Origin of the sequence: Nonomuraea sp. ZG12, assembly GCF_052068115.1 — a bacterium.
Lineage (GTDB): Bacteria > Actinomycetota > Actinomycetes > Streptosporangiales > Streptosporangiaceae > Nonomuraea.
Window position 1 is genome coordinate 207,380 of the sequence record NZ_JBQHCW010000011.1, and the last position, 12,462, is coordinate 219,841.

A 12,462-nucleotide genomic window follows, 5' to 3' on the forward strand; every position below is an offset into this window, starting at 1 on the left:
ACTATGACAAAACCCCTTTACCCTTCGGCGTCGAGTTCCGCGAGCGTGCGCTGTGCCACACCGAAGGCGGCGTTCGCCGCCGGAACCCCGCAGTACACGGCGCTCTGCAGCAGCACCTCACCGATCTCCTCCCGGGTGAGCCCGTTGCGTAAGGCCGCGCGTACGTGCATCGCGAGCTCGCTGAGGTGGCCGTGCGCGACCAGGGCGGTGAGCGTGACGCAACTACGCGTCCGCCGGTCCAGACCGGGGCGGTTCCAGATCTCGTCCCAGGCGTAGCGGGTGATGAAACTCTGGAAGTCCCTGGTGAAATCGGTCGTGGCGGCGATGGCATGGTCGACGTGTGCGTCACCGAGCACCTCCCGCCTGGTCCGCATCCCGGCCGCCGCGTCGGCGCCGCCCGCCGCAGCGGCACTCGCCACGCGCGACGGCGCAGAGGACAGGTGCCGCACGATGGCGGGCGTCACCGCGTCGGCGCGCTCGACGCTCGCCAGATGGGCCGCGCCCGGCACCGCCGACAGGAGCGCGCCCGGGATGCCGGTGGCGAGGGTCAGCGCGTGCTCGATCGGCGTGGCGGGATCGTCGGCTCCGGCCACGACGAGGGTGGGAGCCGCGATCTCGGGCAGGCGCGACCTCAGGTCGAAGGCGGCCAGCGCCTCACAGCAGGCGGCGTACGACGAGGAGTCGACCTGCCCCAGCATGTCCAGCACCCAGCCGCCGTCGTACCCCTCGGAGAACCAGCGCGTCGCCAGGGCGGGCGCGAGCGAGGTAACGCCCTTGCCCCGCACCAGCGCCGCCCGTCCCAGCCACGGCCCCGGCTCGCCGAAGCGGGCCGACGAACAGCACAGGACGAGGCTGCGTACCCGCTCCGGCGCCTTGATCGCCGCAGTGGCGGCGATCGCGCCGCCGACCGAGATCCCACCTATCGCGAAGTACGGCTCATCCACCAGATCCAGTACGGCCCGCGCCAGGTCGTCGATGGTGAACCCCTCGGCCGGCGGTGAGTCACCATGCCCGGGAAGGTCGTACCTGAGCACCCGCCAGCCGGCGGTCAGCTCCGGCAGCTGGGGCTGCCAGACGTCCAGGGTGGTGCCCAGTGACGGGCCGAGGACCAGCAGCGGTCCGTCAGCGGGTCCGTCGAGGCGGTGATGCAGCTTCACGTGCTCACTCCGATACTGACGTTCACGGTCGCTCCCGGTACGCGGCGAGAATGCGGTCGACCAGTTCCGGGGCGGCGCCCAGGTATCCGGCCGGGTCCAGCAGGTCCTGCGGGGCGTCAGGATCCAGCGCGTCCCGTGGGATGTCGAGGGGGGCGTCCTGGTCCAGGAGCGTGCGCAGGTCGTTCTTGTCGAGATGGGCGGCGAGCCGTTCGGAGACTATGCGACCGCCGGTGAGGTCCACGTTGGCGCGCATCCTGTCCGGGAAGACTCGCAGCCCGCCGACCAGCTCCACGGCCGTCTCCGCCGCGCCCCCGGTCAGCCTGAGACATTCGCGCAACGGCGCCCACTCTGCCTGCCAGGCGCCGGCCCCCCGCTCGTGCTCCCCCGCCTGGGCCAGCGCCTGCGCGTACGCGGGCACCTGCAGCGAGGCCGAGCGGATGAGCACCGACAGGGCGGGGTTGCGTTTGTGCGGCATGGCTGAGGAGCCGCCCTGCGAGGACTCGGCGGCCTCGCCCACCTCGGTCTGGGCCATGAGGATCACGTCGGTCGCCAGCTTGCCGAGGGCCCTCGCCGTACCGGTCAGCGCGGCCCCGAGCTCGCCGACCACCGACCGCTCCGCGTGCCACGGCGCCAGCGGCACCGCCAGCCCCAGCTCCTCGGCGTAGACGGCGACGAGCGCGATCGCCCGCTGCGGGGAATCAGCGGCGGCCACCTCACGATCGCCCGCTGGACGATCGGCATTCTCACGCCCGGCCTCCCCACGCACGGCCTTCCCACGCACGGCCTTCCCACCCGCGGTACCCCCACAGGGCTCCTCGCGGGCGGGTCCTGCGGGGGTGGGCTCGCGGGTGGCTTCGACGAGGGCGGCGAGGGTGCCTGCGGCGCCGCCGAGCTGGGCGGGGAGAGGGATGGCGCGCAGGCGGTCGCGGGTGCGCAGGACGCCTGTCAGCCAGCCGGCCGCCTTGAGGCCGAAGGTCGTCGGCACCGCGTGCTGGCCGAGGGTTCGGGCGGCCATCACGGTGGTGCGGTGGCGCTGGGCCAGGTCGGCCAGGAGGGCCAGGAGGGAGTCCAGGTCGGCGGTGATGACGGCGACCGCCCGGGTGGCGACCAGCATGGCCGCGGTGTCCAGGATGTCCTGGGTGGTGGCTCCCAGATGGACCAGGCGAGCCACGTCCTCGCCGGACCCGCCCTGGGACACGCCCTGGGTCACAGGCTGGGGCCCAGCCCGGGACACGGCCTGGCGCAGGTCGGAGACCAGGGGGGCGACGGGGCCCGCCGACTGGCGGGAGCGGCGGGCGAGGTCGGCGGGGTCCACCGTGAGCGCCGCCGCCGTACGGTCGATCAGGGCCGCCGCCTCGCCGGAGATCAGGCCGGCGCGGGCCTGGGCACGGGCGAGCGCCGCCTCGGCGTCCAGCATGGCCCGCACCCACGCCCGATCCGACGTGAGCGCCTCCACCCGGGTGCCCGCCCGCACCGGCGCCAGCAACCCGCCGTCCACCTCCACCTCCACCTCCTCTGCCTCCTCTGCCTCCACGCGGGAGCGACCTCCCGCACCCGAGGCGCGGTTCGAGCCCACCGTCGCACCCGGACCGCCGCCGGTGCCAGCCGCCGCACCCGAACCCGCGCGGCCGGAACCCCCTGCCGTCGAGCCACCGTGCGAGCCGACGGAGTCGGCGCCCACCCTCACACCGAGGTCACCGGCAGAGCCGGCCGCCGCCCCGCCGCCGAGGCCCGCCGTACCCACTGTCGGAGGGGACGGCGGGCCGGGCGGCGGGGTCGGGTCAGAAGTCAAGGAAGACCGTCTCCCCCTTGCCCTGGAGCCGTACGTCGAACCGGTACGAACCGTCCGAACCGGTCGCGACGAGGGTGGCGCGGCGGGCCGGGTCGAGGGTGTCCAGGAAGGGGTCCGGCTGGTCCGCCAGGTACACGCGGGTGAGCACCGACCGCAGCAGGCCGCGGGCGAAGATCTGCATCGACAGGTACGGCCGGGCCGGGCGGGCCAGCCGGAAGCGGTAGGTGCCGTCGGGCTGGGTGGCGCAGCGCCCGAAGCCGGACACCTGGCCGTCGCCGCGGAGCAGGGCGCCCCGGTCGCCGGTGTCGCCGAGCCAGATCTCCAGGAGGGCGTCGGGGACGGGCTCGCCCGCGCCGTCCCGGACGGTGCCCGACAGCGTGATCGCCTCGGGGTGGGTGCCGGGGACGAGCTCCCAGTCGTGCGGGTAGGGCAGCGCGTGGGAGTAGAACGGGCCGATCGTCTGCGAGGGGGTCAGGGGAAGGGTCGTCATGAGGGCTCCACCGGGGTCCGGCCGAGCACGATGTCGAAGGTGTAGCCGAGCGCCCACTCGGGCTCGGTGACGTCGTGGGCGTAGGAGGAGATGAGCCGTTGCCTGGCGGCGTCGTCGGGGATCGACTGGTAGATCGGGTCGAGCGCCATCAGCGGGTCGCCGGGGAAGTACATCTGGGTGATGAGCCGCTGCGTGAACGCCTGGCCGAACACCGAGAAGTGCAGGTGGGCCGGGCGCCAGGCGTTGGGGTGGTTGCGCCACGGGTAGGCGCCGGGCTTGATGGTGACGAAGCGGTAGCGGCCGTCCGCGTCGGTGAGGCAGCGGCCGCCGCCGGTGAAGTTGGGGTCGAGCGGGGCCGGATGCTGGTCGCCGAGGTGGGCGTACCGGCCGGCGGAGTTGGCCTGCCACAGTTCGATCAGGCTGTCGCGTACGGGACGCCCGTCCGCGTCGAGGACGCGTCCGGTCACGATGATGCGCTCGCCGATCGGCTCGCCGTCGTGCTGCCTGGTCAGGTCGGCGTCGAGGGCGCCGACCTCCTGGTGGCCGAAGACGGGGCTGGTCAGCTCGATCGCGTCCGGGTCTGCCTTGAACGTCACCGGCGGCTGGGAGGGGGCGCGCAGGACGGTGCTGCCGTAGCCTGGGCTCAGATAGGGCGGATGGGTCATCGCGTTCCTTCAGTTGCGGGGGTTGAGTTCACCAGGGGAGTCCTACGTAGTTCTCCGCCAGTGTGGTCGCCGCCGCCTCGGAGGAGGTCACGTAGTCCAGGTAGGACAGCTGCAACCGCCGCCCGTAGGCGTCGTCGGAGTCGAAGGTGTGCAGCAGCGTGGTCATCCACCAGGAGAAGTGCTGCGCCCGCCACACCCGTTTGAGGCAGGCGGCGGAGTAGCCGTCGAGCGCGCCCGCTCCGCCGTCGTGGAAGAACGCGGTCAGCGCCTCGGTGAGCACCCGGACGTCGGCCACGGCCAGGTTCAGCCCCTTGGCGCCGGTGGGCGGCACGATGTGCGCGGCGTCGCCGGCCAGGTAGAGCCTGCCGTGCTGCATCGGCTCGGTGACGAAGCCGCGCATCGGGGTGACGCTCTTCTCGATGATCGCGCCGGTGGTCAGGGCGAATCCGGGCACGGTCTCCAGCCGTGTCCTGAGCTCGGCCCAGATGCGCTCGTCGGGCCATTCGGCCACGTCGGCGTCGGGCGGCACCTGAAGGTAGAAGCGGCTGATCGTGGGTGAGCGCATGCTGTGCAAAGCGAAACCACGCTCGGTCCTGGCGTAGATCAGCTCTTCCGAGGACGGCGCGACCTCGGCCAGGACGCCCAGCCAGGCGAACGGGTAGTCGCGCTCGTAGGTCGTGAGCACGCCCGGCGGGATGGACGGCCGGGACACCCCGTGAAAGCCGTCGCAGCCGGCGATCACGTCGCAGTCGAGCCGCTCGCCGCCGAAGGTCAGGTACGGCCGGTCCTCCAGGGAGTGCGCCGCCACGTCCTCGACCTCGAAGCGGATGTCGCCGCCCGCCTCCAGCCTGGCGGCGATGAGGTCCTTGACCACCTCCTGCTGGCCGTACACGGTGATGGCCCTGCCGGGCACGAGCTTCTCGAAGGCGATGCGGTGCCGCTCGCCGTCGTACCTGAGCTCGATGCCGTGATGGGGCAGCCCTTCGCGGAGCAGGCGCTCGCCCACGCCGGCCTCGATGAGCGTGTCGACCGTCCCCTGCTCCAGCACGCCGGCCCGCACCCGCCGCTCCACGTAGTCGCGGCTGCGCTTCTCCAGCACCACGGAGGAGATGCCGCGCAGGTGGAGCAGGTGTGACAGGAGCAGGCCCGCGGGCCCCGCGCCGATGATCCCTACCTGAGTCCGCATACGGGAAGCATCCTGCCCCGGCGGTGGACAAGCCGACAGGACTCTTCCACTCAGTGGAAGAACATTGCACGATAGGCACATGTCAGGCGGATCCCGCGAGCCGGGTCGTACGGTCACCTCGAAAGTGCTCGCGTTGCTGGGCGCGTTCGACGCGGCGCACCCGCAGCTCTCCCTCACCGAGCTCGCCACCCGCAGCGGGGTGCCGCTGACGACGACTCACCGGCTGGTCGGCGAGCTGGAGCGGTGGCAGGCGCTCAACCGCACCGCCGACGGGCGGTTACGGGTGGGGCTGCGGCTGTGGGAGCTCGGCCGGCTCGCGCCGGACCCGCTGCACGACGTGGCGCACCCGTGGCTGCAGGAGCTGTTCGGCAGCACCGGCGAGAACGTGCACCTGGCCGTCCGCGACGGCCTGGAGGTGCTGTACGTCGACAAGGTGTACGGCAAACGGGCGGTGCCGATCGTCTCCAAGACGGGGTCGCGGCTGCCCATGCACCCGACGGGGGTGGGCAAGGCGCTGCTGGCGTACGAGCCCGACTGGTTCGTCCGGGCCTATCTGGCGCGCGAGCTGGAGCGGCCCACCTCGCACACGATCACCGAGCGGGGCCGGCTGGCGAGGGAGCTGGGAACGGTCCGGGCGCAGGGCTACGCGCTCACGTTCGAGGAGATGTCGCTGGGCTCGTGCTCGGCGGCGGCTCCCGTCCTGGTGGAGGGGCGGGCCATCGCGGCCCTGGGCATCGTGCTGTCCTCCCGGCGGTCGCGGGAGCTGCCCCGCCTGGTGGAGCCGCTGCGCAGCGCGGCGGCCGGGATCGCCCGCGCCTGGTCACAGGCGGCTTAAGTCGCGGCCGGACGATCGCAATGTCACCGCGCGGGCCAGAATATCCGCAGGCCAACCGGGGTACGTAATGACGTTCCAGAGCGGCTGCAGAAGAGGAACCCCCCATGGCACAGACCAGCCCACCCAGCCATATCGGGACGAACAGCGGCGAGCAACCCAGCCTGAAGCAGGTGATGGGCCCGGGACTGTTGCTGCTGTTCATCATCGGCGACATTCTCGGCACCGGCATCTACGCGCTGACCGGCCAGGTCGCGGGCGAAGTGGGAGGCGCCGCCTGGTTGCCCTTCGCCATCGCCTTCTTCGTCGCGTTGATCACGGCGTGCTCGTACCTGGAGCTGGTCACCAAGTATCCGCAGGCCGCCGGAGCCGCGCTCTACGTGCACAAGGCGTTCGGCACGCACATCCTGACCTTCATGGTGTGCTTCGCCGTGATGTGCTCCGGCATCACCTCCGCCTCCGCCGCCTCGCGGGCCTTCGCCGCGAACCTCAGCACCGGATTCGGGCTCGACGTCGGCAACGGCGTCATCCTGATGATCGCGCTGATTTTCATGCTCCTGGTTCTGGCGGTCAACCTGCGCGGAGTCGGCGAGAGCGTCAAGATCAACGTGGTCCTCACCGCGATCGAGCTCTCGGGACTGCTGCTCGTCATCGTGATCAGTCTGTACTTCATCTCCGGCGGGAACGCGGACTTCTCCCGCGTCGTCGCCTTCGAGACTCCCGAGGACAAGAGCGTGTTCCTGGCGGTCAGCGCCGCGACGTCGCTGGCGTTCTTCGCCATGGTCGGGTTCGAGGACTCGGTCAACATGGCGGAGGAGACGAAGAACCCGGCCCGGATCTTTCCCCGCATCATGCTCACCGGTCTCGGGATCACGGGTCTGATCTACGTGCTCGTCTCCATCTGCGCCGTCGCCGTGGTCCCCGTCGGAGAGCTCGCCGACAGCGAGACGCCGCTGTCGCTGGTGGTGCAGACCGCGGCTCCCGGCTTCCCGATCTCCGACCTGCTGCCGTTCATCTCGATGTTCGCCGTCGCCAACTCAGCGCTGATCAACATGCTGATGGCCAGTCGGCTGCTCTACGGGATGGGCAGACAGGGCGTGCTGCCGGCCTTCCTGGCGAAGGTGCACCCCACGCGCCGCACGCCGCACGCGGCGATCCTGTTCACCACCGCCATCGCGGGTGGCCTCATCACCTTCGTCTCGCTGGACCCGGAGAGCCCGGTCGTGGCCCTGCTGGGCGGGACAACGTCGCTGCTCCTGCTCGCGGTGTTCGCGCTCGTCAACCTGTCCGTGCTCGTCCTGCGCAAGGACCAGGTGCCCGGGGAGCACTTCAAGGCGGGCCGGATCCTTCCCGTGGTGGGCACGTTCACGTGCCTCTACCTGGTGCTGCCGTGGTCCTCCGGGCGTCCGGCCGGCCAGTACCAGATCGCGGGTGTGCTGCTGGCGATCGGCCTGGTCCTGTGGATCGTCACCTGGTACGTCCGGCAGAAGGAAAGCGTGAGCCGTTGAGCGTGGCCTGAACCTCTAGTCGCCCAGGCGCTGGATGCGGTCCTTCCACAGAGTGGTGGCGATGGCGGCCTTGTGCGGCTGTCCCCTGAGGAAGGCCTGGGCGAAGTTCTTGGCCTGCTCGTAGGAGACCTTGCCGGGCATGGGCGGCTCGTTCGGGTTCACGTCCACGTCCACCAGGGCCGGGCCGTCGTGGGCGAGCGCCTGGCTGATCGCCGGTGCCAGGTCGCCCGCCTTGCTGACCTTGGCGCCGAACCCGCCGCAGGATCGGGCCCAGGTGGAGAAGTCGGCCACCGGCTCGGGGTAGCGGACTCCGTGCTCGGGGTAGCCGAGGACCATCTGCTCCCAGAGGATCTGGCCGAGCGAGTTGTTGTTGTTGATGATGACCTTGACCGGCAGCCGGTGCTGGGCGGCGGTGAGGAACTCGGCCATGAGCATGGCGAAGCCGCCGTCGCCGACGTAGGCGATCACCTGCCGCCCGGGGTGGGCGTGCTGCATGGCGATCGCGTACGGCAGGCCGGGCGCCATCGTGGCCAGGGTGCCGGACAGGTAGAACTCGCGCCCGCCGCGGATGGTCCAGTGGCGGGCCGCCCAGGTGGCGATGGTGCCGCTGTCGCAGGTCAGGATGGCGTCGTCGGTGGCCAGCCGGTCGAGGACGGACACGGCGTACTGCGGGGCGATGGGGTCGCGCTCGCCGTTCTCCAGTGCGTCCATGTCGGCCCGCCACCGCGCCATTTTTTCCTGATATTTCGCCAAATGGGCGTTGCCGTCGCGGCGGGAGAGCAGCGGCAGCAGCTCGCGCAGCCCCTCCCTGGCGTCGCACACCACCGGCACGTCCGTCGCGATCCTGGTGCCCGCCCTGGCCGGGTCCGCCTCGAACTGCACCACCCGGGCCCTGCCGGGTTCCGGCAGATACTTGGTGTAGGGGAAGTTGGTCCCCACCATGAAGAGCACGTCGGCCTCTTCCATCAGCTCCTCGCTCGGCCGGGTGCCGAGCAGGCCGATGCCGCCCGTCGTGTACGGCGAGTCGTCCGGGATGACCGCCTTGCCGGGCAGCGTCTTGACCACGGGCGCGTCCAGCGCCTGGGCCACCGCCAGCACCTCGTCCCCGGCGTGCAGCGCGCCCGCGCCGACGAGCATGGCCGGGCGGACGGCCCCGTTGAGCACCTCGGCCGCCCACTCCAGGTCCTCCGCGCGCGGCAGGCCGGACGCCCGCAGGTAGACGGGCGCGGTCTGCGGCGGCCTGACGGGTCCGAGGCTGTCGTACGGCTCGGCGCCGGCGTCGGCGACCTGCACGTCGTTGGGGATGGTGAGGTGCGCGACCCCGCGCCGCGCGTAGGCGGTCCTGATCGCCACGTCCACCAGCGACGGGAGCTGCGCCGGGTTGCTGATCATCATGTTGTACTCGGTGACGTCCTCGAACAGCCGGTCCAGGTGGACCTCCTGCTGGTAGGCCGTGCCGAGCACCGACGTCTCCTGCATGCCGGTGATGGCCAGCACGGGCGCGTGGTCCAGCTTGGCGTCGTAGAGCCCGTTGAGCAGGTGGATGCCACCGGGACCGGAGGTGGCCAGGCAGACGCCGATCCGGCCGGTCGCCTTGGCGTAGGCGGTGGCCATGAAGGCGGCGGCCTCCTCGTGGTGCACGAGGACGAAGCGCACCCGGTCGCGATGGCGGCGCAGGCCTTCCATGATGCCGTTGATGCCGTCGCCGGGCATGCCGAAGACGGTGTCGACATCCCACTCGGCGAGCCGCTCTATCAGGGATTCCGCTGCGATTCGAGCCATGTGCAGCGCACTACCCCGCAGATGCACGGACAGGCTTTCACCGGGTAGGTGACCGATATGCGCATTTTGGTTACGGGAGCGACCGGCACGCTGGGCAGGGCCGTGGTGCCCGCCCTGGTCAGGCGGGGCCACCAGGTCCGGGCGTTGAGTCGCCGTGAGCGGGACGGGGGTGAGGTGACGTGGGTGCGGGGCGACCTCGCCTCCGGCAACGGCGTCAGGCAGGCGGCCCGCGACTGCGACGCGATCGTGCATCTGGCCACTCACGGCCGTAAGGGGGCCGAGCGGGTCGACGTCGCGGGCACCCTGACGCTCGTCTCGGCCGCTCGCGAGGCGCGGGTGACTCACCTGCTGTACGTCTCGCTGGTCGGCGCCGACCGGGCGCCCACCGGCCTGCTGCGGCACACGTTCGAGGCCGAACGCGTGATCAGGGGCAGCGGCCTCGGCTACACCGTGCTCCGCGCCACCCACTTCCACCAGTGGCTCGACAAGCTGCTGCGCGGGTTCGCCGGCCTGCCCATGCTGCCGGTGGACCGCTCGGTCCCCTGGCAGCCGGTCGACACCGGCGAGGTGGCCGCGCGCCTGGCCGGGCTGCTCGCCGAGGGGCCGCGGGACGAGACGCTGGAGTTCGGCGGGCCGCAGGTGCTCGGCACCGACGAGCTGGTCAGGACCTGGCTGCGGGCTCGTGGGTTGCGCCGCGTGTGCGTACGGGTCCGCTACCCCGGCAAGCTGGTCGCCGCGCAGCGATCGGGCGCGCTGACCACGGACGCCACTCCCCTGGGCCGGGTCTCCTGGGCCGACTATCTGTCCCCGCCGATGCCCCTGTCCGACGACTTCGCCGTGGAGCACACGGCCTCGCCGACCAGCCCGGCCAACCAGCCGGAGCGCGATCCCGACCTGCGGGTCTACGGCGGCGACGAGGGCTACCAGCGGCAGACGAGGAAATAATCGTTACCCGGCGTCCTCTTGCTGGAGTTCCTCCAGGTTGGGTACGTTGCCCCTCAGGGCACTGAACACCTTGTTCAGTAGGGCTGATCGAGGGGTTCGATGACCGAGTTGGGCGCCCGCATCCGGGCCTACCGGCTCATGCGGCACATGACCGTGCGGGGTCTGGCCGGCGAGGCGCAGGCGAGCCCCAGCTTCATCAGCCAGCTGGAGCGCGGTCAGACCAGCGCGAGCATCGGCATGCTGCGGCGGATCGCCGGCGCTCTCGGCCTCACCGTGGCCGACCTCTTCAACGACGAGGAGGAGGTGGGCCACCGCGTGGTCCGCCGCTCGCAACGGCCGGAGCTGCCCATGAGCCCCGGCACCCGTAAATACCTGATCTCACAGCGTCCGCTGCGGAATCTGGAGATGTACGCGGGCGAGTTCGACCCGGGCGCCTCCACCGGGGCGGAGCCGTACACGCACGGCGACTCGCAGGAGATCCTCCTCGTGCTCCGCGGCCAGGTGACCATCTGGCTCGGCTCGGCGTCCCCGCAGGTGCTGACCGGCGGGGACAGCGTCGAGTACCGCACCTCGGTCCCGCACCGCCTGGCCAACCAGGGTGACGAGGTCGCCGAGGTCCTCTGGGTGATCAGCCCGCCCACCCCTGCCTGAGGAGCTGTGACGACGTGAGAGGCATCCCGCGGACCAAGGACTTCGCCAACGGCGGCGTGTCCTACTGGTACCGGCAGATCGGCGTGCCGGAGCGCCGCGCCGGGCTGCCCGGAGACCGGGAGTACGACGTCGCCATCGTCGGCGGCGGCTACACGGGCCTGTGGACGGCCTACTACCTGAAGAAGGAGCAGCCGGACCTGCGGATCGCGATCCTGGAGAAGGAGTTCGCCGGGTTCGGCGCGTCCGGCCGCAACGGCGGCTGGCTGTCGGCCGAGTTCGCGGGCTCGCGCAGGCGGCACGCCAAGGCGCGGGGCCGCCAGGCGATGATCGACCTGCAGCGCGCGATGTTCCGGTCCGTCGACGAGGTGATCGGCGTGGCCCGCGACGAAGGCATCGACGCAGACATCCACAAGGGCGGCCTGGTCCGCGTCGCCACCAACCCCGCCCAGCGCGCCCGGCTGCGCGCCGACCTCGCCGACCTGCGCACCTGGGGCTACGGCGAGGACGACATGCGGCCGTTGAGCCGCGACGAGCAGCACGAGCGGGTGAACGTCGCGGGCGCCGTCGAGGCCACCTACTCGCCGCACTGCGCCCGCCTCCAGCCGGCCAAGCTGGCCGTCGGCCTGGCCCGCACGGTCGCGGGACTCGGCGTGGACGTGTTCGAGAACACCACCGTCACCGAGATCCGGCCGCGTCAGGGCGGCACGGCGTCGGCCGTCACCACGCGCGGCATCGTCCGGGCCGACTACGTCATCCGCGCCACCGAGGGGTTCACGGCCGGCCTCGCCGGTCAGCACCGGCAGTGGCTGCCGATGAACAGCTCGATGATCGTCACCGAGCCGCTGCCGGCCGAGGTGTGGAAGCACATCGGCTGGGCGGGCGGCGAACTGCTCGGCGACGAGGCGCACGCCTACGTCTACGCCCAGCGCACCGCCGACGACCGCATCGCGATCGGCGGGCGCGGCGTCCCCTACCGGTACGGATCCCGTACGGACGACCGGGGGGCCACCCAGCCGCGGACGGCGGCGCTGCTGTGGCGGATGCTGGTCAAGCTGTTCCCGGCGGCGGTGGACGTGCGGGTCCAGCACTCCTGGTGCGGGGTGCTGGGCGTGCCCCGCGACTGGTGCTCCACCGTGCACCTCGACCACGCCAGCGGCCTCGGCTGGGCCGGCGGCTACGTGGGCAGCGGTGTCACCACCACCAACCTGGCCGGGCGCACCCTGCGTGACCTGCTGCTGCGCCGCGACACCGAGCTGACCGCGCTGCCCTGGGTGGGGCGTCAGGTCAGGCAGTGGGAGCCGGAGCCGCTGCGGTGGGCGGGCGTGCAGCTCATCTACACCCTCTATCGGGCCGCCGACCGGCGGGAGAACGAGCGCGGCACCACCACCTCGCCGTACGCCCGCCTGGCGGACCTCATCTCCGGCCGCTGAATCTCCGGCCGCGAAGTCTCCGGT

11 protein-coding genes are annotated in these 12,462 nt (G+C 71.7%); 5 read left to right on the forward strand and 6 right to left on the reverse strand.

The features are described from left to right. Positions 1–17: 17 nt before the first annotated feature. The 5 genes from pcaDC to ACTMTF_RS28440 form a co-directional block, all read right to left on the reverse strand. Complete coding sequence (pcaDC, locus tag ACTMTF_RS28420; RefSeq protein ID WP_441113416.1) at positions 18–1,157, reverse strand: bifunctional 3-oxoadipate enol-lactonase/4-carboxymuconolactone decarboxylase PcaDC; 1,140 nt, start codon at positions 1,155–1,157, stop codon at positions 18–20. A 22-nt stretch (positions 1,158–1,179) separates the two neighbouring features. Continuing rightward, positions 1,180–2,691, reverse strand: a complete 1,512-nt coding sequence (locus tag ACTMTF_RS28425; RefSeq protein WP_441113417.1) for a lyase family protein — start codon at positions 2,689–2,691, stop codon at positions 1,180–1,182. Positions 2,692–2,938: 247 nt separating this feature from the next. Beyond that, the gene (locus ACTMTF_RS28430; protein ID WP_441113418.1) at positions 2,939–3,439 is read right to left on the reverse strand and encodes a dioxygenase family protein; all 501 of its coding nucleotides are present in this window, start codon (positions 3,437–3,439) and stop codon (positions 2,939–2,941) included. Then, positions 3,436–4,104, reverse strand: coding sequence for a protocatechuate 3,4-dioxygenase subunit beta (pcaH, locus tag ACTMTF_RS28435; RefSeq protein WP_441113419.1), 669 nt, complete (start codon positions 4,102–4,104; stop codon positions 3,436–3,438). The genes ACTMTF_RS28430 and pcaH overlap by 4 nt, the downstream gene beginning before the upstream one ends. 28 nt (positions 4,105–4,132) lie before the next feature. Next, positions 4,133–5,290, reverse strand: a complete 1,158-nt coding sequence (locus ACTMTF_RS28440; protein ID WP_441113420.1) for a 4-hydroxybenzoate 3-monooxygenase — start codon at positions 5,288–5,290, stop codon at positions 4,133–4,135. A gap of 79 nt (positions 5,291–5,369) precedes the next feature. On the opposite strand from ACTMTF_RS28440, the gene ACTMTF_RS28445 reads away from it, so the two are divergent. Further along, complete coding sequence (locus tag ACTMTF_RS28445; protein ID WP_441113421.1) at positions 5,370–6,125, forward strand: IclR family transcriptional regulator; 756 nt, start codon at positions 5,370–5,372, stop codon at positions 6,123–6,125. Between the two features lie 104 nt (positions 6,126–6,229). After that, entirely contained in the window at positions 6,230–7,630 is a 1,401-nt protein-coding gene (locus ACTMTF_RS28450) for an APC family permease (protein WP_441113422.1), read from the forward strand. A 15-nt stretch (positions 7,631–7,645) separates the two neighbouring features. Here ACTMTF_RS28450 and ACTMTF_RS28455 read toward each other — a convergent pair whose 3' ends face one another. Then, positions 7,646–9,412 carry a thiamine pyrophosphate-dependent enzyme gene (locus ACTMTF_RS28455; protein WP_441113423.1) on the reverse strand — a complete coding sequence of 589 codons (1,767 nt, stop codon included), beginning with the start codon at positions 9,410–9,412 and terminating at the stop codon, positions 7,646–7,648. Positions 9,413–9,469: 57 nt separating this feature from the next. Between ACTMTF_RS28455 and ACTMTF_RS28460 the strand changes: the two genes are divergently transcribed. The 3 genes from ACTMTF_RS28460 to ACTMTF_RS28470 all read left to right on the forward strand — a co-directional run bounded on the left by ACTMTF_RS28460 (position 9,470) and on the right by ACTMTF_RS28470 (position 12,438). Next, a complete protein-coding gene (locus tag ACTMTF_RS28460; protein WP_441113424.1) occupies positions 9,470–10,357 on the forward strand; it encodes an SDR family oxidoreductase in 888 nt (295 codons plus the stop codon). Positions 10,358–10,456: 99 nt separating this feature from the next. Next, a complete protein-coding gene (locus ACTMTF_RS28465; RefSeq protein ID WP_441113425.1) occupies positions 10,457–11,008 on the forward strand; it encodes a helix-turn-helix domain-containing protein in 552 nt (183 codons plus the stop codon). A 14-nt stretch (positions 11,009–11,022) separates the two neighbouring features. After that, positions 11,023–12,438 (forward strand): NAD(P)/FAD-dependent oxidoreductase, encoded by a 1,416-nt coding sequence (locus tag ACTMTF_RS28470; protein ID WP_441113426.1) that lies wholly within the window; start codon positions 11,023–11,025, stop codon positions 12,436–12,438. Positions 12,439–12,462 lie beyond the last annotated feature (24 nt).

Excerpts from the sequence above, each read along its gene's own strand:
- ACTMTF_RS28460 (WP_441113424.1), top strand. The coding sequence starts at position 9,470 with ATGCGCATTTTGGTTACGGGAGCGACCGGCACGCTGGGCAGGGCCGTG.
- ACTMTF_RS28445 (WP_441113421.1), top strand. The coding sequence starts at position 5,370 with ATGTCAGGCGGATCCCGCGAGCCGGGTCGTACGGTCACCTCGAAAGTG.
- ACTMTF_RS28430 (WP_441113418.1), bottom strand. The coding sequence starts at position 3,439 with ATGACGACCCTTCCCCTGACCCCCTCGCAGACGATCGGCCCGTTCTAC.
- ACTMTF_RS28440 (WP_441113420.1), bottom strand. The coding sequence starts at position 5,290 with ATGCGGACTCAGGTAGGGATCATCGGCGCGGGGCCCGCGGGCCTGCTC.
- ACTMTF_RS28455 (WP_441113423.1), bottom strand. The coding sequence starts at position 9,412 with ATGGCTCGAATCGCAGCGGAATCCCTGATAGAGCGGCTCGCCGAGTGG.
- pcaH (WP_441113419.1), bottom strand. The coding sequence starts at position 4,104 with ATGACCCATCCGCCCTATCTGAGCCCAGGCTACGGCAGCACCGTCCTG.
- ACTMTF_RS28465 (WP_441113425.1), top strand. The coding sequence starts at position 10,457 with ATGACCGAGTTGGGCGCCCGCATCCGGGCCTACCGGCTCATGCGGCAC.
- ACTMTF_RS28450 (WP_441113422.1), top strand. The coding sequence starts at position 6,230 with ATGGCACAGACCAGCCCACCCAGCCATATCGGGACGAACAGCGGCGAG.